The sequence below is a fragment of the Streptomyces sp. NPDC006512 genome (assembly GCF_040611935.1).
In the GTDB taxonomy this organism is placed as follows: domain Bacteria; phylum Actinomycetota; class Actinomycetes; order Streptomycetales; family Streptomycetaceae; genus Streptomyces.
Window position 1 is genome coordinate 1 of record NZ_JBEXPG010000099.1, and the last position, 19,566, is coordinate 19,566.

General features: G+C 67.4%; 19 protein-coding genes and 3 pseudogenes. 12 read left to right on the forward strand and 10 right to left on the reverse strand.

The annotated features are described in order from the left end of the window. Nucleotides 1-90 precede the first annotated feature (90 nt). Nucleotides 91-1,617, reverse strand: a complete 1,527-nt coding sequence (locus tag ABZZ17_RS38225) for an FG-GAP-like repeat-containing protein (protein ID WP_356883696.1) — start codon at nt 1,615-1,617, stop codon at nt 91-93. A gap of 316 nt (nt 1,618-1,933) precedes the next feature. Beyond that, the gene (locus tag ABZZ17_RS38230) at nt 1,934-2,443 is read right to left on the reverse strand and encodes a hypothetical protein (protein ID WP_356883698.1); all 510 of its coding nucleotides are present in this window, start codon (nt 2,441-2,443) and stop codon (nt 1,934-1,936) included. 438 nt (nt 2,444-2,881) lie between these two features. Between ABZZ17_RS38230 and ABZZ17_RS38235 the strand changes: the two genes are divergently transcribed. Further along, the gene (locus tag ABZZ17_RS38235) at nt 2,882-6,778 is read left to right on the forward strand and encodes a polymorphic toxin-type HINT domain-containing protein (protein ID WP_356883700.1); all 3,897 of its coding nucleotides are present in this window, start codon (nt 2,882-2,884) and stop codon (nt 6,776-6,778) included. A gap of 765 nt (nt 6,779-7,543) precedes the next feature. Here the strand turns inward: ABZZ17_RS38235 and ABZZ17_RS38240 are convergent. Further along, nucleotides 7,544-7,798, reverse strand: a pseudogene (locus ABZZ17_RS38240) (hypothetical protein); the annotation flags it as partial. Nucleotides 7,799-7,894: 96 nt separating this feature from the next. Between ABZZ17_RS38240 and ABZZ17_RS38245 the strand changes: the two are divergent. The 4 genes from ABZZ17_RS38245 to ABZZ17_RS38260 all read left to right on the forward strand — a co-directional run bounded on the left by ABZZ17_RS38245 (nt 7,895) and on the right by ABZZ17_RS38260 (nt 10,083). Further along, nucleotides 7,895-8,032, forward strand: a complete 138-nt coding sequence (locus ABZZ17_RS38245; protein WP_356883730.1) for a hypothetical protein — start codon at nt 7,895-7,897, stop codon at nt 8,030-8,032. Between the two features lie 100 nt (nt 8,033-8,132). Further along, complete coding sequence (locus tag ABZZ17_RS38250) at nt 8,133-8,411, forward strand: hypothetical protein (protein WP_356883702.1); 279 nt, start codon at nt 8,133-8,135, stop codon at nt 8,409-8,411. 728 nt (nt 8,412-9,139) lie between these two features. Then, nucleotides 9,140-9,379, forward strand: coding sequence for a hypothetical protein (locus ABZZ17_RS38255; protein WP_356883704.1), 240 nt, complete (start codon nt 9,140-9,142; stop codon nt 9,377-9,379). A gap of 572 nt (nt 9,380-9,951) precedes the next feature. Next, nucleotides 9,952-10,083: a hypothetical protein gene (locus ABZZ17_RS38260; protein ID WP_356883706.1), complete on the forward strand. Its 132-nt coding sequence runs from the start codon at nt 9,952-9,954 to the stop codon at nt 10,081-10,083. A 402-nt stretch (nt 10,084-10,485) separates the two neighbouring features. Here ABZZ17_RS38260 and ABZZ17_RS38265 read toward each other — a convergent pair. Beyond that, nucleotides 10,486-10,769, reverse strand: a pseudogene (locus tag ABZZ17_RS38265) (hypothetical protein). Between ABZZ17_RS38265 and ABZZ17_RS38270 the strand changes: the two are divergent. Together ABZZ17_RS38270 and ABZZ17_RS38275 are read left to right on the forward strand one after the other, a co-directional pair. Then, nucleotides 10,768-11,058 (forward strand): hypothetical protein, encoded by a 291-nt coding sequence (locus ABZZ17_RS38270; protein WP_356883708.1) that lies wholly within the window; start codon nt 10,768-10,770, stop codon nt 11,056-11,058. The pseudogene ABZZ17_RS38265 and the gene ABZZ17_RS38270 overlap by 2 nt on opposite strands. Before the next feature lie 108 nt (nt 11,059-11,166). Then, nucleotides 11,167-11,394 carry a hypothetical protein gene (locus ABZZ17_RS38275; RefSeq protein ID WP_356883710.1) on the forward strand — a complete coding sequence of 76 codons (228 nt, stop codon included), beginning with the start codon at nt 11,167-11,169 and terminating at the stop codon, nt 11,392-11,394. A gap of 1,218 nt (nt 11,395-12,612) precedes the next feature. Here the strand turns inward: ABZZ17_RS38275 and ABZZ17_RS38280 are convergent. The 3 genes from ABZZ17_RS38280 to ABZZ17_RS38290 are packed head-to-tail and all read right to left on the reverse strand — an operon-like array spanning nt 12,613 to nt 14,344. Further along, nucleotides 12,613-13,017 carry a DUF5958 family protein gene (locus ABZZ17_RS38280; RefSeq protein ID WP_356883712.1) on the reverse strand — a complete coding sequence of 135 codons (405 nt, stop codon included), beginning with the start codon at nt 13,015-13,017 and terminating at the stop codon, nt 12,613-12,615. Continuing rightward, on the reverse strand, nt 13,014-13,670 hold the full coding sequence (locus tag ABZZ17_RS38285; RefSeq protein ID WP_356883714.1) for a Fic family protein: 657 nt from the start codon (nt 13,668-13,670) through the stop codon (nt 13,014-13,016). Before ABZZ17_RS38285 ends, ABZZ17_RS38280 begins: the two co-directional genes overlap by 4 nt. Beyond that, entirely contained in the window at nt 13,667-14,344 is a 678-nt protein-coding gene (locus ABZZ17_RS38290) for a hypothetical protein (protein WP_356883716.1), read from the reverse strand. The genes ABZZ17_RS38285 and ABZZ17_RS38290 overlap by 4 nt, the downstream gene beginning before the upstream one ends. Before the next feature lie 267 nt (nt 14,345-14,611). On the opposite strand from ABZZ17_RS38290, the gene ABZZ17_RS38295 reads away from it, so the two are divergent. Continuing rightward, nucleotides 14,612-14,989 (forward strand): RRQRL motif-containing zinc-binding protein, encoded by a 378-nt coding sequence (locus ABZZ17_RS38295; protein ID WP_356883726.1) that lies wholly within the window; start codon nt 14,612-14,614, stop codon nt 14,987-14,989. Between the two features lie 419 nt (nt 14,990-15,408). Then, complete coding sequence (locus ABZZ17_RS38300; RefSeq protein WP_356883718.1) at nt 15,409-16,032, forward strand: DUF6000 family protein; 624 nt, start codon at nt 15,409-15,411, stop codon at nt 16,030-16,032. A 355-nt stretch (nt 16,033-16,387) separates the two neighbouring features. On the opposite strand, the gene ABZZ17_RS38305 is transcribed toward ABZZ17_RS38300, so the two are convergent. Further along, complete coding sequence (locus ABZZ17_RS38305) at nt 16,388-16,783, reverse strand: hypothetical protein (protein ID WP_356883720.1); 396 nt, start codon at nt 16,781-16,783, stop codon at nt 16,388-16,390. Here ABZZ17_RS38305 and ABZZ17_RS38310 point away from each other — a divergent pair. Beyond that, nucleotides 16,734-17,246 (forward strand): hypothetical protein, encoded by a 513-nt coding sequence (locus ABZZ17_RS38310; protein ID WP_356883722.1) that lies wholly within the window; start codon nt 16,734-16,736, stop codon nt 17,244-17,246. The genes ABZZ17_RS38305 and ABZZ17_RS38310 overlap by 50 nt on opposite strands. Next, nucleotides 17,239-17,631 carry a hypothetical protein gene (locus ABZZ17_RS38315; RefSeq protein ID WP_356883724.1) on the forward strand — a complete coding sequence of 131 codons (393 nt, stop codon included), beginning with the start codon at nt 17,239-17,241 and terminating at the stop codon, nt 17,629-17,631. The genes ABZZ17_RS38310 and ABZZ17_RS38315 overlap by 8 nt, the downstream gene beginning before the upstream one ends. A gap of 48 nt (nt 17,632-17,679) precedes the next feature. Here the strand turns inward: ABZZ17_RS38315 and ABZZ17_RS38320 are convergent, their stop codons facing one another. After that, nucleotides 17,680-18,309, reverse strand: coding sequence for a class I SAM-dependent methyltransferase (locus ABZZ17_RS38320; protein ID WP_290356880.1), 630 nt, complete (start codon nt 18,307-18,309; stop codon nt 17,680-17,682). A 36-nt stretch (nt 18,310-18,345) separates the two neighbouring features. Between ABZZ17_RS38320 and ABZZ17_RS38325 the strand changes: the two are divergent. Continuing rightward, nucleotides 18,346-18,534 (forward strand): annotated as a pseudogene (locus ABZZ17_RS38325) (transposase); the annotation flags it as partial. 148 nt (nt 18,535-18,682) lie between these two features. Here ABZZ17_RS38325 and ABZZ17_RS38330 read toward each other — a convergent pair. Further along, entirely contained in the window at nt 18,683-19,177 is a 495-nt protein-coding gene (locus ABZZ17_RS38330) for a DUF4265 domain-containing protein (RefSeq protein ID WP_356883728.1), read from the reverse strand. Between the last annotated feature and the right edge of the window lie 389 nt (nt 19,178-19,566).

A 19,566-nucleotide genomic window follows, 5' to 3' on the forward strand; every position in this document is an offset into this window, starting at 1 on the left:
CTGCACGAGTTCCCACTCAGCGTCCGACAGTTCATGGCGACGTATCACCCAACCATGATCCACAACGCAAGATCACTTTGACGACAGACCCTAGGGCTGGACGCCCTCGAAGGTGCCGTTGCCCCTGCCGCGGTGGAAGGTCATCTTGTTGCCCTTCCAGCTGACGATGTCGAGCTTGCCGTCGCCGTCGACGTCACCGGTGACGAGCTTCAGGTCGGTCCAGGTTCCGGCTGCGGCGAGACCACCGGAGTCCAGGGTTCCGTTGGCATTGCCGGTCCAGCGGACCAGGGCGCCGTTACCCCAGACGCCAACGACATCATCACGGCCGTCGCCGTTGAAGTCCCCGGTGCCCAGGATGATGACGCTGTTGAAGGAGGTGTCGGGCCAGATCTTCTTGCCGCCGTTGAAGTCGAGCTGGTTGTTCGAGCCGACCTTGTAGGCGTACAGGTCGCCGTTGGGGCGGGTTGCGAGGACACCGTCCTTCGGACTGGAGGGGTCGAGCTTGTAACGGGTGAGGTGCTTGAGCTGCGCCCAGGTAGCGTTCTGGGGGCTGAGGGTGATGGTGGTGGCGAAGGTGCCGTCGCCCTTGCCGGCGTGCAGCAGGATGCGGTCGCTCTCCCAGACGGCCGCGATGTCTCGCTTTCCGTCGCCGTTGAAGTCCCCTGCGAAGATCCGCTGGACCGTCTTCCACACCCCCGGGGTTCCGACAGCCGTCGGGGTCGGCTCGAAGGTGCCCTCGGCGCGGCCGCGGTAGACCTGGAGGGTGCCGTTCTTATCGACGGCGGCCAGGTCGGCCTTGCCGTCTCCGGTGAAGTCAGCCAAGGCGCGGTGGTCGGTCAGGTTCCCAGTGTCGGGGCCCGGCACGGTGACATTCCCCTTGATCCACTGTCCGAGATCGTCGACGCGGACGGCGCGGGCCGCCCGGCGGGTCTCCCCCTCGGGACCGCCCAGACAGGAACCGAGCCAGGATCCGGTGGCCAGGGCCACCAACTCGTGCTGGCCGGCGTTCTCCCGCGTGAGCGGACCGCCCGCGTCGCCCTGGCACAGCGCCGCATCACCGACGGGGTCGAGGTCGACGATCGCGTCGGCGGTGGTGGCGGTGACGTTGAACTGACCACTGTTGAGCACACCCGGGACCCAACTGGTCGCGGTGCGGCCGAAACCGGCGCTATGGAGGGCCTGTCCGGCAGCGGGCGCCTGGCCGGCCAGTACTGCCGGGGCGACGCCCACGATCGACGTGCTCAGCTTGAGCAGGGCGACGTTGCGTTCCGGGTGGACGACCACGTCGGTGGCCTCGACGACCGCGCCGGTGGTACTCGTGTTCAAGTCCGCGCGGCCGACGGTGACGGTGGTCTTGGCCTGGAGCTTGCCGCTGACAGGCCGATCAGCAGTGGCCGAAACACAGCCGGCCGCCGTGAGGACGTGGCTCTTGTCGACCAGGACCCCCGAGCAGCCCTTGGCCTGATCACCGAAGAGGACATTCGCGGTGAAGGCACGGCTTCCATCGGTGACCGGCGCCCCGGACAAGGACGAGGCGGGCGTCGCGGTGAACAGGACCGCGGTGGCCGCGGCGGCGGCAGCAGCGACCCGCGAGTAACGGGATCTATGGGAAAGCATCAAGGAACATCTTTCAAGAGAGTACGCGCGGTGTGCGCGGTTGCGGTTTTTCGGACGGGCCGATAGGACCGGAAGCGGTGCGTCGCAGGCCCGGAACGCCGAGTTCGATGCAGGGCGATCGAACTGTGGTGTGTGATTTTCAGACACATTAAGAACGCGATGTCTGCGCGGCGTGCATGGGAGCGCGCTAGTCGGTTCACAGCGCTACTCGACCTGGTCAGCCTGGTGCATCCTCACCTCGAACAAACTGCGGAGTACTGAATTCCGGGTGCGATTGCAGAGGTGCGCGCGATGGGTTTCGGATGTGGACTGGATGTCAGCCGCTGACGCGAAGCTCGACGAGGACTGAGGTGGCGCCGTTGACAGTCCCCTCGCCGATCGGTTTGTACTCGTTGGCGGGTGCTTCGATAACAGTCTGGGTGCCGCCGGCGGTGATGGTGGCCTTGACCGGGTAGGCCTGAGTCCAGATGCCGAAGGATGCGGGAAGCTCAAGCGTGACGTAGCCCTTGGGGGCGTTGACGTCGAAGCAGAACTCGCGGTTGCCCGTGCGGGATTTGACCAGGATGTCCGGCGTTCCCGCGCTGCAGTTGACGAGGGTGATGTGACCGTCGCCACGCTTGAGGACGATCTCGCGCTCGGCCTGGATCTTCGCGGCGTTCGGGTAGCCGAAGTCCTCGACGAGGGCAGGCATCTCGCCGTTGGCCGCCGCACCGAAGGGGGCCTGCGGGCCGGCGTACGCCACGTCGAAGGTCGCGAACCCGACGAGGGTGGCGCTCGCTCCGACGAGTCCGGTGAAAAGTGCCTTGCGGGCACGGGATATCGCCACGGTTCTCCTTCAAGAGCAGGGATAACGGGAATGGCGGGCTCCACTCGGGACACCGCCTGGAATTCCCAGAAGTAAAGCACATGTATGATCCACTCGCTGCCGCAAATGGCGAGGTATCGATGACATTTGGCCATATCTGCCTTAGGAAGTGGCCGAACGTCGACCGCGAGCCTGCATATCTTGCCGTGCAAGCGAAATGGATTCCATAATTCCGAATGGCCGATTGCGTAAGCATTGGCGTGAAATCATGCTTGGGGGAAGCGTCGTATGAAAAGGCGAACATTCCGTTCCGGAGCGTCTGGCTCCGGAACGCCATACCGAACGAGAGGCAGAAGACTCCGCGGCATCTGTGCTGTCGTCCTTCCCGCGGCCCTGACTGCAGGCCTGCTGGGGACATCTCCCGCAGTGGCCGAGGTCACTTCGAGTCGTCCCTGGGTCGTGTACGCATGGCAGAACGGTGGCGCCGGTGTGCGGGAGGCGGCCGAGCGGGCGCTCCTCGGCACTGACGACGACATCCGGAAGTTCGTTGAGGGTGTTGACGCGATCGAGTACGACGATGACTACGTCGACGCGAGCCGGGTCTTCAACGTCGGTGGGCCTGCTGTCCGGGATGCGACGAAGGCGGCCCTTCAGGGGACGCCGGAGCAGCTGCGTGAGTTCCTGCGCAGTGGTTGGCAGAAGCCGCTTGAGGAGGACCGTGAGGTCGAGGCTTCGCGGGTCATCGACGTCGGCGGGAACGGAGTCAAGGAGGCCGGCAAGGCCGCGCTCCAGGCCGGTCCGGCGGCCGTCACGAAGTTCCTCGAGGAGGAGCAGTACAGGGAGCGGGAGACCGACAACGAGGTCGAGGTCTCCAAGCTGATCGACACTGGTGGCCCGAACATGAAGGCCGCCGGCAAGGCGGCCCTGCAGGGCACGCCCGACGACATCTCCGAGTTCCTGGAGGTGGGGCAGTTCGTAGCCCGCAACCGGGACCAGGAACACGCCACGATCGAGCAGCTGACCGAGCAGGCCAAACAGGCCGGTGTGCAGGCCGAGTCGGCGACGAAAAAGTCAGAAGAGGCCTCCGCGCGTGCGGTCGCCTCGTCCGACCTCGCCAAGGAGGCCGCGCAGAAGGCCGCCCGCGAAACGGAAGCGGCCCGCAAGGACGCCAAGCGTGCCGGGGTGAAGGCCCAGCAGGCCGCGGACGCGGCACGAGCCGCGGCAGCGGCAGCTCAGCAAGCCATCAGCTCGGCCAATGCCGCCAGCCGCGCAGCCCGTATCGCATCCCTGGCCGCGGCCCAGACCGCGAATGCGGCTGCGCAGGCGGCGAACGCGGCGAACGATGCCTACAACGCGGCCATCGCCGCCGGCGCCGACGCGGGCAAGGCCGAAGCCGCCAAACAGGCCGCGGCAACCGCCCGCAACCTGGCCCTGTTCACGCGGAAGGCAGCCGATGCGGCTGACCAAGCAGGCAAGGCATCGGAAGCGGCCGGACGTGCCGCGGACGCATCCCGCAGCGCAAGCGCCAACGCCAACGCGGCAGCCGACGCCGCCGAGGCCGCGAACCGGTACGCGGACGCAGCCGGTGTGCACTCGGCCGAGGCCCGCAATGCCGCGGCCGAGGCGCGCCGGCACGCAAACGCCGCCAGCCGCGCTGCCAACAACGCGGGCGCGCTCGCCCGTCGCTCGGCCGAAGCCGCCTTCGAGGCACGTGACGCAGCGCGATCCGCTGCAAACCACGCCGAGAAGGCGGCGCAGGTAGCTGAGCAGGCTGCGAAGTACGCAGGTCAATCCGCCAGCGCGGCGGACGACGCCCGTAAGCACGCAGAAGCGGCCAAGGAGGCTGCGGAAGCGGCGACCACAGCTGTCAACACGGCGAAGAAGGTCCACGAGATCGCGCTGGAGGTCGAGACAGCGGAGCTGACGGGCCGTGCCGAAGCCGCACTCGAACGTGCCCGGTCAGAGAAGGCCCAAAGCGAACGGCTGGTCTCCAAGACGGCGGAGATCGCCGTCCAGGCCCGTGCCCTGGATGCCACTGCCGCTGCGCTGGCCGCTGAGGCGGGCGAGCCCGACCTTGACATCGCGGCGGCCGCGGCCAAGGGTCGCAAGCTCGCACTGGACGCTCTCAAGCTGCGCGGGCCCTGGCATCAGCAGGCCTCCAGCAGGGCTCTGGCCGGCTCGGATGCCGATGTCCTGGAGTACCTGCGGACCGGCTGGCAGAAGGCGGGCCAGGAAGAGGCCCGGGACAAGGTCCTGCAACTGAGTGTCACCAGCCCCTACCCCTCCATCCGCCAAGGTGCGGTCGAGGCGTTGAAGGGCACCCCGCAGCAGATCTCCGACTTCTACGCGAAGGGTCAGTACCAGGCGGGCGAAGCGGATCTCGCCGTCGCCGTCTCGAAGGTCAACAACACGGGCGGGCCCAGCGTCAAAGAGGCTTCCAAGGCCGCTCTGGCCAAGGAAGGCGGCAAGGATCTGGCCGCCTTCCTGGAGATCGGGCAGTACGCGGCCCGTCTGACCGATGAGGAGGTCATCGCCACCAAGCTCGTCAGCAGCGACGGAGCCGAGGTCAAGGCGGCGGCCAAGGTAGCCCTGGCCGGAACACCGGAGAAGCTGCACGAGTTCATCACCGTCGGCCAGCACACGGCCGCGCGCAAGGACGACCTAACGGATCATCACCGTTCACAGATCGACCGCCTCCTGTCCGAGGGCGAGATCATCGCGGCCAAGGCCCAGGCCAACCGCTGGCGCGCCGCCGAAGCCGCCGCCAAGGCCAGGCAGGCCGCAGGCGAGGCCGCTGGGTTCGCCGGCGAGGCCAAGAAGTCCGCCGACGCCGCCGCAGGCCACGCGGTCAGCGCCAGGAAGTCCGCCGAGGCCGCCGAAGCCAGCTCCGTCAGAGCCAAGCATTCAGCCACCACCGCACGCAACGCCGCAGCAGCAGCGAACCGCGACGCGGATGCCGCCGAAGCCTCCGCAGCTGAGGCAGACTTCTCCGCAGGCTACGCCCGCGAGTCAGCCCGCAAGGCCAACACAGCCGCCGGATGGGCCCGCGCGTCCGCCCTCGCCGCTGGCAAGAGCAAGGACGAGGCCGCGACGTACGCCGCCCAGGCCTGGGAAGACGTCAGGCGAAAGCGCGAGGCGGAGATCGCCGAAGAAGTGCGTAAGGCTCAGGAAGAATGGAAGAAGCAGGCCGAGGCCGCGAAGAAGAAGAATCCGAAGTGCATCGTCCCTTCCAACCGGGACAGCCTGCCCCCCTGCATGATGGGGGCCGACGCCGACGAGATCGCCTTCCCCCGCATACCCACCTGGGAAGAGACGAAGCAGCTCGCCAAGCTCGCCTGGGAAATCACTTGGACAGTTTCCGGCGGAGCCGACATCGAAAAGTGCATCAGGGAACCCGCCTGGGGCGACTGCGCGATGGCAGTCGCCGGCGTCCTGCCCGTCGGTAAGTTCAAGCTCGTCGCAAAGGTGGCCGACGGCGTCGAGGACGCCGTGAAGGGCTCACGAGTCGGAAAGCACGTACCGACCTGCTCCGTGACGCCGAAGAAGCACAGCTTCCCAGCCGAAACACCCGTTCTGATGGGCGACGGCAGCACACGCCCCATCGAACAGATCAAGATCGGCGACCAGGTCCTCGCCACCGACCCCGAAACCGGACTCACCGGACCGCGCCGCGTCGACGCTACGATCTACACACCCGATGATCAAGACTTCACTGACATCACACTCAGTGCTGGTGGTGCCGGTGATTCGCTGACCGCGACCGCTCATCACCCCTTCTGGTCCGAAAACGACAAGAAATGGAAGAACGCTGCAGACCTCAGGCCACAGGACACCCTCCGCACGCCCAACCGTGATGCAGCGACGATAGCCAGCGTCCACCACTGGACGGGCCTGCAGCCCGCATACAACCTCACCGTCAACGACCTCCACACGTACTATGTGCTCGCGGGGGCCGCGCCAGTCCTAGTTCACAACTCTGGAGGGGACGGTCTCACTCCGGCTGAGCAGCAGATTTCGCAGCAAGCCCAGAGTATTTACAGGTCCCCTGGGTTTGCGACGCTTAGGAGTGCTCATGCCGCCGGCAAGTTTGCTCAGATTTCCGTGAATGGAGTCATTGTGGTCTATGAGCCCGGACTTCCCAGCTCCGGCTTCACATTATTCGGCGAGCATGGATTCGCTATGGGGCCGGTGGCGTTTTCCAGCGAAACCGAGACGGGGAAGACCGTACTGCATGAGATACACAGGCTCTCTACTTCGCAGGTGGCGTCTGGCGCGAGTGCTGAACTGACCAGCCGCGAGAGCCAATCGGCGTTCGACTTTGCGAACAGGGCATACTCGACGTGGGGATGTGGGTGATATAGAAATGCGTGAGTGGATCTCGGCGGTGTCGACCATTTTGGAGGACCCGACATCGTGCGTAGAGTGCCCCAACTGCCACCAAGGTGTCCTCACCGTGGACTATCTCGGACCGACGGAATCAGCGAACGAGGCATGGGTCCATTGCACTCATTGCGATGCTGAGTCATGGGCTAGGAATCCACCCTCTCCTCGAGGTTCTCTCTAAGGGCGCTGGATAATCAAGGAGCCCTGCCAGAGAAATTCTGGCAGGGCTCCTTGGTGTGAGCGGGCGTTGGCGGTGCTGCATCCTCGTTAGCTTGTGATTTATCCGGTGCGGCGTGGTTTGGTGCCGACCTTGTGGTGCGCCGGTCGGCGGTAGGGCTCACCGGTGGCCAGGAGCAGGCCCACCTCGTAGCGGTTCGTGGGGCGGCGGTTCTTCGAGCCGGGTGACCGACCGGGGCCGGGCCATCATGCGCTGTCCGTTAACGACGTTGGCGGGGGAACGAGGGGCTACGGCCGATGCTTTCGGTGCGGGCGTTTTCCGAACTCTCGGCGCGGTTGTCCTTCTTGCGGCCGGTGGTGACCACGCCGCCGGCGCCTGGAGCGGCCGGTGATGTGGGCATCCAGTCCGGCCTGACCGCCAGCGCGGGTCATCGCGACCGCAGGAGTCGGGGCGAGCCGGGACGGTGCACAGTGTCCCCATTGGTCCACGGGCAGCAAGGCGGGCCCAAGGGCCCGGGGTATGGCAACGTTGCAGGACCGAAACGCTGGTCAGGTGCCTGGTTATGGGGTGAGGTCCAGGATCCGGACAGGCCTGCCCTCCCAACACTTGGGCAGGGTGGTGGCCACGATCGCGCCGTCGGGTCGGTCCGCGGTGGGTTGTGCCGCGTGTTGACTGTGGGCAGCCGCCCACGTCTCCTGTGGCGCGAGCTCGGCGGGCAGGTCCAGGTCGAGGACGGTGATGCCGGGCAGGGCGGCCAAGTGCTCGGCGGTGCCCGGGTGGGCCCGGTCGGCTTCTACGAGGGCGCACGACGGGGCCCCCTTCTCCAGGTGGGGGTGGATCCTCCGGCAGAAGCCCGGCGGTCGCGGATTGACCCTCCACGACCACGACTGCGAACAGGTGGCAGGTGGCAGGTGGCAGGTGGCAAAACCGAACTCGGCATCGAGGAAGCCCTCGACGCGATGCTCCGGCCCGGCGCTAAGGCGTGCCACCGGTGCGACGCTGCGGCCGTCCTCATTCCCATGCTGCAACTCGGCCAGGGCTACATGTAGTAGCCACCCCGAGGAGACTGCCGCCCGGCGTGTGGCCCACGGCGCGATTCGGCCCCCGGGTTCTAGTGGAATCCACAACGACCGGGCCGCCTTCTACCGCATGGATCCCCACGACCCCAACGACCGTCGAGGACGCGCCGTCTCCCGCGCCCGCGTCCGCTCCCTCATCGACGCCGGATTCCTCAACCACGAGGAGCGCGGCCCCATCACCCCCACCCAGGACGGACACGACGCCCGCCGCGCCTGGAACCACGCCCACCCCGAACCCACCGAGCAGGAAACCCACCACCTGCGCCCCCTCTTCGACGGACACGAGGACACCACCCGCCGCGGGCACCTCGCCGAGCGCGCCGCCCGCCGCGACGCCGAACAGGCCTAACGCGCCGCCCACCAGCCGCCGACCATCGAGCCGGCGCCGGCACCCACCCCCGACCAATGCCCCCACACGCCCGTGTGGCTGGTCCTCGCCGCGTCCACCGGAACGCTCTCCCACCGCATGGAATGCGCCTGCGGCACCACCAAGACCATGTACCCCGGCACCTGCCCGTCCATGGACCGAGGCACCGCCACCCGCCCCACCGGGATCCGCGAAGCGAGCGTCACCATGACCACCGGGTGGGCTCACCAGCAGGGCTACCGCACCACCGGCCCGTGGACCATCCTTGACCCCGACACCAAACGCGCCCCGATCCGCAACGACAACGCGCCCACCCACATCCCCCTCGTCAACGACCCCAACCGAGGCCCCACCGCACTGGCCCCCGCCAGTCCGGACGTCGAGCAGCACCAGGACCACGACCAGGAGCACGACGAGCTGTCGGCCGTGCCCGGCGAAGGGACCACCGCGGCCGGGGTCCCGATACGCACACCGCGGCTCCAGCACCCGACAACGCCACCGACACGGCGGCCCGTCCGACGGAACTCCCCGCCACCGACCACCGCCGGGCCCACCCCCGAACCGGCGTCGAGAGCGCCCCGACACGACGACGGGGCCGGCGGCCCACACCGAAGTGTGGTCAGTACCCACCGACCCCAACCCGTCAGTACCAAAGGCGCGACACCGGCATTCTAAAGGCCCCGCACACCCCAGACAGGAGCGCCGCCCCCGTGATCCCCCACGGCCGCCCCACCCTCACCGAGGACGACCTCGCCGCCCTCGCCGGCACCTCCCTGAAAACCTGGCGCCGCAACGAAGCCGCCACCTTCCGCGCCCACGTACCCCTGATCCGCCCCGGCGACCGACCCCGCCTCTACGACCGCGAACAAGCCCTCGCCCACCTCAACGGCCACCCCTTGCCACCCCTGCCCGACCTCGGCGAACAGCCCGAGGACCTCCTCACCGACTGAGAAGCCGGCGCCGTCCTCGGGATCAGCGACACCACCGTCCGCGCCTACGCCACCACCGGCCACCTCACCCCCGGCATCGAACTCCACGGACGCCGCTGGTGGCCCCGCCAGGAGATCGACGCCCGCCGGACGGCCGGCGACCAACGCAGCACCCCCCGCGAAACCGCCGTCCGCGACCTCGCCAAACAGCTCGCCGAACACGACACCGCCCCACCCAGCGTCGCCGAGCTCGCCGCACGCGACGGGATCAGCACCCGCACCGCACGCCGCCGCCGCCGCCTCACCGCCGCACGACGGCTCGACAACACCGACACCCAGCCAATGACACAGCGACACCGGCTGACGCACACCGGCCGGTCGGGTCGAAGCGCCGACCGGAAACCCGAATCGGAATGCATTCTTCCGAGGCGGAAATCATGGAAAGGCGTACAACGCGAAACCCACGAGGCTAAGTTCGGGGATGGAGTTTCTTTTCACGAGGCGCACGCGCCTTTCCGTGAGGTGACCTGCGACGTCCAGGACACCTCACGGGAGGACGCACAACCAGTGCACCTCACAACGAAAGGAACACCATGAGCAAGCAACCCACCGGGGACCGTCGACGCCTGCGCCGCGCACTGCGCATCGCACGCATCGTCACACCCGGCGTCAAGCTGCTCGCCGCAGCCGCGACCCTCGCGGCCGCACTAGTGAAGCTCGGCTGACACCGCCCCGAACCTCTCGCGAAGGCCGGAGACAGCGGCTCAGACGAGGCCTGTCCCGCATGCAACGCGGGGCAGGCCTCACACGTGTACAGGGACGATCTCAGTACATATCGAAATGCCAATACGCAACACGTAACCGCGCAAGGCCCCCTGACGCATTAAAGCATATAGACCCGAATGCGAAACTGTACACCAGGCCCGCCACATAACCCCGGACAATAGCCCCACATAACGGCGGATCAATGACGAAACCACCACCGCATGATGACGGGAAAATGTCGTCATTCACCTAATAGGCGGCCCGGTGTCGCTCCGGGCACCGGGCCGCACCCGCGCAAGCCATATCGGCACGGGCTACCCCACACCCTAGCCCCACCCACACTCCCCACCGCCCGCCACGGGTCAGGGGAAGTCACCCCGCCACACGTACCGACGGACACCCCCGCCACCGCCCGTGTCCGGTCCGGCCGGCTCGTAGTCGGAGCGTCCGCCGGGGCCGAACGCCCCGTGATCCGACATCAACAGGGCACCGTCCACAACTTCCTGCGGCGTCCACCGGTCACGTCCAGGAGCAGCCCGTCCAGCGGACCGCCGAGCAGTTCAACGTACGCCCGCCCGTCCTGCGGTCCTACCGGATCACCCGGCTCCGACCCGTACACAGCCCACCCCACCCACGCAGCATCCATGCCCCGCAGCCTGCCACCCCACGAAGCGGCCCCGGGCGGTGATGCCACATCACCACCGGCACCGGGCCGCGAGCAACTGCGCACCCTCGTGCACGGCCTGCGAAACCGGGACGAGAACGTGAGCCTGTACCTGTTCCACCTCGGCTCTCACCGCCTGGTGCTCCAGCGGAGCAACGACTGGATCACGGCTGAGCTGGAGCGCCTGGCCGACGCCGAACCCGAGGTCCTGAAGGTCTCGGTCAACGAGTGGGGCACAGACTTCCGCCTGCACAAGCTCACCAAGAGCTGATCGGCCGCGCTCTGTCCGGTCCCGCCCGCCGCACGTCGGCGGACGGGACCGGGCGGTGTCCGCCCGGTCAGCCGAGACCGGACGACCGGCCCTCCCCCGGAGGTCACCGTGTCCCCCACCCGCCGCACCCTGATGAAAGCCGCCGCTCGCTTCGGATGGCGCCGCGCCTACGGCGACACCGCCGCCGTCGACGGCCTGCTCGCCGAGCAGACCCAGACCGTGTACGCCGAGGCCGCCGACCACGCGACCCTCGCCACCGAGAAGAACACCGACTCCCTGCACGTCCAGCCCTGCGTCCTGGACATCCGCGGCCGCGTTCTCGCAGACGTCCTCTAGCTCGAGGGCCTGCTCACCGGCGCCCGCAACCGCGGCCTCGCCCCCGCGCTCATCGAGGCCCTGGAGGACGCCGTCGACCACGGCCACGAGCTGGCCGTGCTGCTCGCCGACACCGCCCGAACCACCGCCCACTGAGCTCGCCCCCGAAAGCCGCAGAGGCCGGGGCCGGCATAACCGGTAACGACCGGAACGCACCAAACGTCCACGGCTCACATCCTCGCCGCGTAACCGCCCCATCGACGCCAGCACGCCGTCGGCTGGTGCAGTGCTGCCGCACCGACGACTGGAGGAACCGCTCGTGTTTATCCCCCGCCCGCAGCGCCCCGGCCCCCGCTACCCAATCCGTCCCGACCGGCTGCCCAGTGCCTGGAGCAGGTGATGCCGCGCCCGCGGAAGAAGCGCCGCCGCGAGGTGAACCGGGTGCCGCGCAGCGACGCGCTGATGCCAACTGGAGCGCCGACGGGTTCGTTTCGCCGCCCCGTGTGCGAGTTGTGGCTGTTCGTGCAGGTAGGAAACGAGGGCAGACGCTTCTCGATCGTGTGGAGATCTGCCGATTACTCTCAGATTCCAGGAGTTCTCTCCGTAATTTGCTTCCTTGTGACAGATTCCGGGACTCGTCGCTTCTCCCTCATCACGGGCGGCGACGTTGCTGTGAAGGACCGGCTTGACGAGCACGTGCAGCCGGAGCCGGGCCTGGCTGACGTCCTGACGCTCCAGCGACAGGCCGCGCGTCCGCATCCGTGGAAGCCGAGCAGACGCTCTTCCAAGAATCCCTCGCCGAGTACGTGTGGGCCCGGGACGTCGCAGGTCTGTCACCACGCACGCTCTGGAGGCATTGGTCCAGCCGGTGCTGGAGATCTGCTCGTACTACGACGTCATGCCGTAGCACCTGACCTCGCGGCAACTGGACAGGTACTTCGCGGGTCCAGGCAGGCGGCCGCGGCACACGACGGTCCGAGCGAAGATCAACCGGATCGACCTCTACTACTCCTTCCTGGAACAGCGGTACGCCGGCGAGATCCACCGTCGGTTCGGCGCGGTGGTCGAGTCCTCCGTCGACTCGTTCAACCCGCTCGTCCACCGCGGGGACTTCGGGCTCCGGTTCCCGGCGTCGGCCCGGGCGACGAAGGAGTCTTCGCTGCGTGGCGGGAGGCGCTGCCGCGATCCGGACAAGAAGAATGACCCCATCGCGCCGTGAGGCCCGCCCGGTCTGATCGGTCATGCGGGATTCACGGCGGACAGCCTGTGCCACCAGTGACCGCATCCGTCGGAGCAGTAGCGCTCGCGGCGCCGTGCATCGGAGATCGCGAGTACCGCGATCAGCAGCCGGAACGCCTTGCGGCGCTCGTCGAGAGGGGCAAGGCTGGCGATCTTCCCCAGCTGCTGGTCGATCCTGCCGCGTGTGATCAGAACGGCAGGCGTATGTGTCAGGCGCAGTCCGGCACGGCGGATGCTCTCTGGTCCATCCTCGATGACGGCGCGAGCTTGGACGCAGTGATGGCGGAGAAACAGCAACGTCTCGGCCTGCTCCTCCGGGCTGAGACCGTCGAACCATTCGATGCCCTGTGACATCGGACGCAGCCCCTGGGCGAGTTCGTTGAGAATGACGTCTCGTTCGGTCATGACTGCCTTCCGCTGGACAGGCGGCGCTCCGCCGCGGTGACCAGGATCCCGAGCAGCACCGCAAGATCGGCTGCGCAGTCGGCGTCGTCGGCCCAGCGGGTGGCTTGCCGTGGGTGTACCTGGTCGAGTGGGGCGCCTTCGCGGGCAAGGACGAAGGTCAGTGCCAGCATGGCCGCGCGGGCGTTGCCGTCCTCGAACGGATGGAAGAACAGGACGTCGTGGTAGGGCCGGGCGGCACGCGAGGGGAGGGGTAGGTCCGTTTGAGTGCTCTCGGACAAACAGCGCTCGAAACACGCCGGAGTGTTGGGTGGCAGGCCGTAGCGTTCCCGCCCGTCCTTCGCGAAGGCCGGCACTGTGCGGAACGGGGCGGAAGGTTGGTGCAGGACTGTCCGCTGCCAGTTCTCCAGGAGGTCGAAGCTCAGCCGTCTGTCCTGTGCCGCGTCGGCGCGGGCCAGGTCGAGGATGGTCAGGACCTGCCTGGTCCCTTCGGCGTCGCGGCTGCCGCGTGTAGTGGTGAAGAAGTCCCGGAAGCCGTCGTATGCCGGGGCTACCGCGCCGGGGCGAGCGCTATTCCAGCACGGCCAGGAGATCTGTGGGCGAATGCGCAGCCAGTCGGCGAGCGTATCCCTATCGTGGCCCAGGCCTGACGTCATCGGTTTCCGTCCACGGTTTGGGCGAACCGCGAACTCACCGTGTCTACCATTACGACGTCTGGTGCGATCCAGCTGCCGAATCGGCCGCCGACTGCGCTTTCCACTATCTTCCGGGCGCGTTCGTCGTCGATGCCGTTGTAGGTGAGGAACCATCCGAGGACCTGCTTGCAGTGCGCGTACCAGGCGCTCTCGGCCCGTGTCCTGTCGGCCACCACGGTCACCAGCCGGGTGCACGCGCGCTCCCAATACCAGGGATCCACAGAGGACGGGGACACCGCTGAGTGCGATGGCGGCGCCAGTGCGGAGAAGCGCTCCGCCAAATCCTCGATCCAGTCACGCCACTCAACCAGGGCTGCGACGGCCATCGGCGCGGTGGTGTCCGCCGTCGTCACGGAGTGGTGGGCGCAGCACCACACGTCGACGACCCCGCCGTCGGTGTCGCCCTCACCCACCGACCAGTTCCAACCGCAGGCCCACCGGCCGTACCGGTTCACCAGGAACTCGGTGACGGGGTCCAGCGAGCGCCACCGGTGCTCTTCGACGGCCGTAGGGCTGGGCAGCAAGGGTGCGACAAGATCGGCCAACGTCTCCGCCGCATCCTCGTCCAGCTCGAACGGGTGTCGCGACGGATCGACTTCTGTCCAGGTCAGGGTGCGTGCCCACAGTTCGCTCACCACGCCACTCTGCCGTGCTCACCTGTACGAACTCCAATGCAATACAGAGCGGAGGTGTCACACCACTGAGAAACGATCTTCAATCGAGCGGGAAGTGATCTTCAGAGCTGGCGATTCACCCAGTTCAGACCAACTCGTGAACAGGCCCAGGCGTAGCGAACGAACCCACGTCAGGCTCCACGCCGTAGAGGCGGTATCGCCACAAGTTCCCAGGCAGAGCCCTCCGAGGTTCAGCGAACTCGTCGGTTTCCGAGTACGACCGCGGGGCTGTCCCCCGAGGGCTTGGTCACCCGGCGCCAGTTACGGGACATGGGCCTCAGCCCCGGCGGCAACTGCGGCCTGCTCGCGATCCTGCGCTGCAAGTGGTGCTCCTACCGGCCGCAGTGGTCCTGCAACCACCCCTCCCGCGGGTTCCTGCTCCGCGTCGACGTGGCAATGCCCAAGTGCGTCCCGACGATCGCGCAGGAGCGGGCCCTGGACCAGGCGATGGCGGCCCGGCAGACCTGCGGCAAGTGCGGCCGCCGGTTCTACATCTGCCTCTCCAATAAGCTCGGGTGCTGCCTGGAGTGCTTCGACGGCACCCCCGTGGACCCGAGTAGCTGCGTGACGACCCCGGCGGCGGTCACGCACCGGCTGGCCGCATGAGCCAGCCCTGTCCCGACCGCAGCGGCCGGGACAGGGCCCGCACAACCGGGCGGCCGCAGCACCGGGCAAAGGCCGGCCGCCCGCTCCTCACCCTTTCGAGTTCAGGAGAGATACAGCATGACGCACCGTCCCGCCGTCTTCGCCGCGCTGCTCTGGACTGACTCGCGCCGGAAGTGCCATCGGCGACTTCTGGGTTAACGCGGCAAAGGTCGTGTCCACCATGTCGAGTGTCTCGGTCCCGCAGCTCGCGACCGGGGGCGGCGCTTTCCCGCTGCAGACCACTGGTGTCGCGATTATGCGGCGTCACGGTCTGGCCTCACGATTCGCTCTTGTGGGTGGCCGCTGATGACCTCCATCGACGTTACTCGGTTCTGGGTAAACCGCTGGCAGCTGGGTCTTCGCCGGGCAAAGATGCAGCCATGCGCTATGCCAACACCGACCCCGAGCTCATGGAGCTGGTCCGGCGATTCGTCACGCCCGGCCGGCGGTACCTGCGGCTGGGTGGAAGCTTGCTGCGGTTGAGTGGGCCTGAGCGCGACCTGTTCGTGAGGGAGCTGGTCCAGGCTGCCAGGGAGATCACTCCCGCTGAGCTCAGCATCCTCTTCGAAGGTGGTTGGCGAGAGCGTAGGACTGCCTCCTGGCTGGTCGCTGTAGCCGGCAGGACCGAGTTCCGCAGCCGCATCGGCGAACTCCTGCTGGCCAGCGCAGGCCCCTACGGCGGGGCCTACTGCATCACTCTTGCCACCTTCCGCACCAGCGCGGACGCCGATCTGGTCTGCAGATACCTTGATCGCTACTTGCCTCAACCCGACCTCGTCTATGACCGGACCTTTGCTCTCAGCACACTGCTTCACCTTGATGCCGTACTTGGGACCGAGAGAGCATCCCGATACCTTGCCGCCGGTGGCCTGTGGCAGCAGTGGACCGCTGCCACGTCGAACGTGGTGCAGGATCCTCAGGAGTACCGGCAGGTCGTGGACCAGCTCTGTTCCTTCGCCAGCGAGTGCACTGAATTCTTTGCCGCATTGGAAACCAGGCACTGAGCTCTTCATCAGACTGCGCTGCTGTTCTCCGCCTGCTGATCACGCTGGTGTGACATCAGTGGCGGGGCAGGGGGACGACGCCCTTGGCGTCGTCCCCCTGCCTCTGATCCGGGACCCCAGCGAACGTGCTGAGCTGACGACGAAGCCTCTGGACTTCGTCGTCCTTGGCGGCCAGGACCGACAGGAGTAGCTGGTGGCGCTCCTTGAGCTGGGTGAGTTCCGTGTGGGTGCGGGCGAGTTTGCCGGTGAGCCTCTGGTTGAGGTCACGCAGCCGTGCGATGCGGGCCTCGCGCGGTCGATGGCTGCGCGGATGCGCCGTTCGATCTGGTCACGCTGCTGAGGGCTCAGTGCCATGTCATCCGGCCTTCCCGGCTGCCTTGTCGATCTCTTCGAGAACGTGCATCGACCGCTCATGCTCGGCCCGCAGCCGGTCCTTCTCCGCGGGCGGGATGCGAGGGCTGGCCAGCAGGACGGCGCCGTTGTCGGCCGAGGTCTGCCAGACGGAGCGGTGAACGAGGTGGTGGGTGGCCTGCGGGCAGCGGGAGCTGTCACACAGCCCGGTCAGCGGAGCTACGGCGGACCTGGTGCCGGCGAGCTTGAGACACAGTGCCTTCGCCGGGTCCTCGAACCAGCAGTAGTTCGCCGAGGACAGGTGCAGGACCGACGCCCTCTTCTTCAGAAGCAGCTCGATCTGTCGGTCCGTGACTACCTTCGCCGGGCCCGGCGAGGACTGGCTGGCCCGGCTGGACACCCTCGCCGACGCCCACCAAAGGCTGCGTGAAGGCGAGCTGGTCAGTGGCCCAGCAGCCGAGACCTATCGACACCGCGTCCAGGCCGCCACCCGCTTCGCCGGCCGAGTCCTGCGAACCAAGCGCCATGCCAACGCCATGCTCGCCAACCCCGACTTGCAGATCTTCCCCGGCAAGGGCATGACCTGCGTCCTCGACCCGAAGCGGGCAGCCTGCCGCCTCCGCAGCGAGGAGGACAGCACCCGCCGCACCCCCGACCTCGACGACTGCCGCCCGAACTGCGTCAACATCGCGCGGACCGACCGCGACATCGAACAGGTTCACGTCCAGATCGAGCAGCTACGGCCGCTCGTCGACGATCCGCTGGCTCCCGCCTTCCGACACGTCCGCGAACAGCACGAGCTCGACCGCCTGGAGCGCATCGTCACCGCCCACGCCAACAGCGGAGAACCCCACGATGACTGACCGCGATACCGAACGCGACGCCATCACGGCGGCGATCCAGCGGCTGCTCGACGGCCGGCCGACCCGGTCCACCGGGGCGCTCACCACGCTGCAACTCGCCGCCGAGGCAGGCGTCAAGCGCTGGGTCCTGACGCACAAGCATGTTGACCTGAAAGAAGAATTCGCCCGCCGAAAGACCGAGGCGAACGGCATCCCGCCAGCCTTCCAGCACCTCCACGCACGCGCCGTCGACGCCGAAGCCACCGCCCACGCATTGCGGGAGGACAACGACCAGCTCCGCGAGCACGTCGCCGTCTATGCCCAGGTCATCCACGAACTCCGCACAGAGCTGGACCGGCGCACCGACAACACCACCCGCCGCAGCCTGCCCACCAGCACCACCTGACGCGCGCGACGAGCGGATGGAGCCAGCCCGCCAGCCGGACGGATGGACCTATGGGCGGCGGGCCAGCAGGTGGGCGTCGAGAAAGCCCCGTTCGGAGGCCGGGTCGTGGAGCAGTCGAGCGAAAGGAACGAGTCCGGCATCGGCCAGCAGTTCGGCGAGGTGGTCCGCCGGCCAGCTGTAGGCAGGTGCCACCTTGTGGTCGAACTTGACCGGCTCTGGTCCGTCGGTCCCGAAGAAGGAGACCAGGAGCACGCCACCCGGCGCCAGGACGCGGACCTGCTCGGCGAGCAGCTCAGGCAGTTCCCCCGGTGGGGTGTGGATCATTGAGTAGTGGGCCAGTACGCCGCCGAGCACACCGTCCTCGATCGGCAAGGACTCCATCCGCGCCTCCTGGAAGCGCAGCGCAGGATGGGCCCGCCGGGCGTGGTCGACCATGCCGTGGGAAAGGTCGAGTCCGAAAGCGTCCAGGCCCAATTCGTGAAGCATGGCCGTCAGATGTCCGGGCCCGCATCCAACGTCCGCTGCCCGCAGGTTGCCCGTCGCGCGCACCAGTTCGGCGAAAGTGCCGATCATGGCCCGGGCGAACGGCTGCGTCTCCAGCCGGTCTGCGAACAGCGATGCGTACAGCTCAACGACTCCGTCGTAGGCCGCTCTGGTCTCGTCCTGATGATTCGCCACAGGGAGGACCCTATAGCCGGTCCAATAATCGTTCTTATGGCAGGTCAAGGCGAGGTGACGGACGCGGCGTGGGAGCGGATAGAGCCCTTGTTGCCGCAGGCGGACGGGCGGGGCCGTCCATGGCGTGATCGCCGACAGTAGGTGGTCAATGGTGTGTTGTGGCGGCTGCGGACTGGGGCTCCTTGGCGCGACCTGCCTCAGCGGTACGGGCCGTGGCAGACCGCACCATGATCGATTGCAGTCGGAAGCAACAGTTCGAAATAGGCGAGAGAACAGGAGGCAGGCACAGAGGCGTTGACCGGACTACGGGCCGACACGCCCCCGAAAGCACCCACCGGCCCCGCCCCCAGCGGGGCCGTTCTCGCCGACCGGACTACGCGTTGCGCCATGCATCGGTGACACAACCGACTTCGAAGTGCCACCACCCATCCTCCTGGCCGCGGATGAGCAACGCCTTGATCCCACCAAGGTCTGCCTCGGCTGGCACGGTGAGGGCGACCAACGGGAACTCTTCGCTGAAAACCTCACCGCCCAGGCCGAAGGGCGACAGCCGCTCGTGCACAGCGTGAGCGCTTCGTCCCAGTGGACCGGACGGAACGGGCAGGACGCGGATGGTGCAGTTGCCCGACGCCTCCACCCGTTCCTTCGACCAGTGGAGACCGTCTGCATCCGTCACAAAGCGCACGATCTCGCCCTCGGCGACCCCGTTCTGCAGGAAGGGGACGTTCTCCACCCGGGCGGTATCGGCGCTCAGCCGCGTTGCCCACAGCCCCTCGGTGTCATGGGGCAGCCAGCCTTCACGCGGCACAAACCGGAACCACACCTTGATCCGGTTGTTCTCAGCGGCGAGGGGCCCGGACGGAGTCATAGAAGTCACGGTCCAGATGATCGCGCACTCGCCTTCACGCATCGAACGCAGGTCCGGCTGCCCTTAGAGGGCCGAACGATCTCCCCCACAGACTATTGGTTGGGCCCGGGGACACCGTCCCTTCCCACACCCACACACGTTGAACAGTCAACGATCGGCTGTTGTGCCCGCGCAAACCATCCGCTTCCAGGCCAGGCCGCTGCCCACCCGGGGCCCGTCGCCCGTCCCACGCGTCAGGCGGTGTCGGCGTACTCCTCTGAGTGCTCCGCCAAGTACAGACAAACGTGCACCGCTTGACGGTCGGCGTGATGGTTGGGATTGGCTGACCGAAGGCAGTGTCGGGGGTCTTTCGGGGGCCTGTCATGATCTCGGCCATGGACGAGATCACC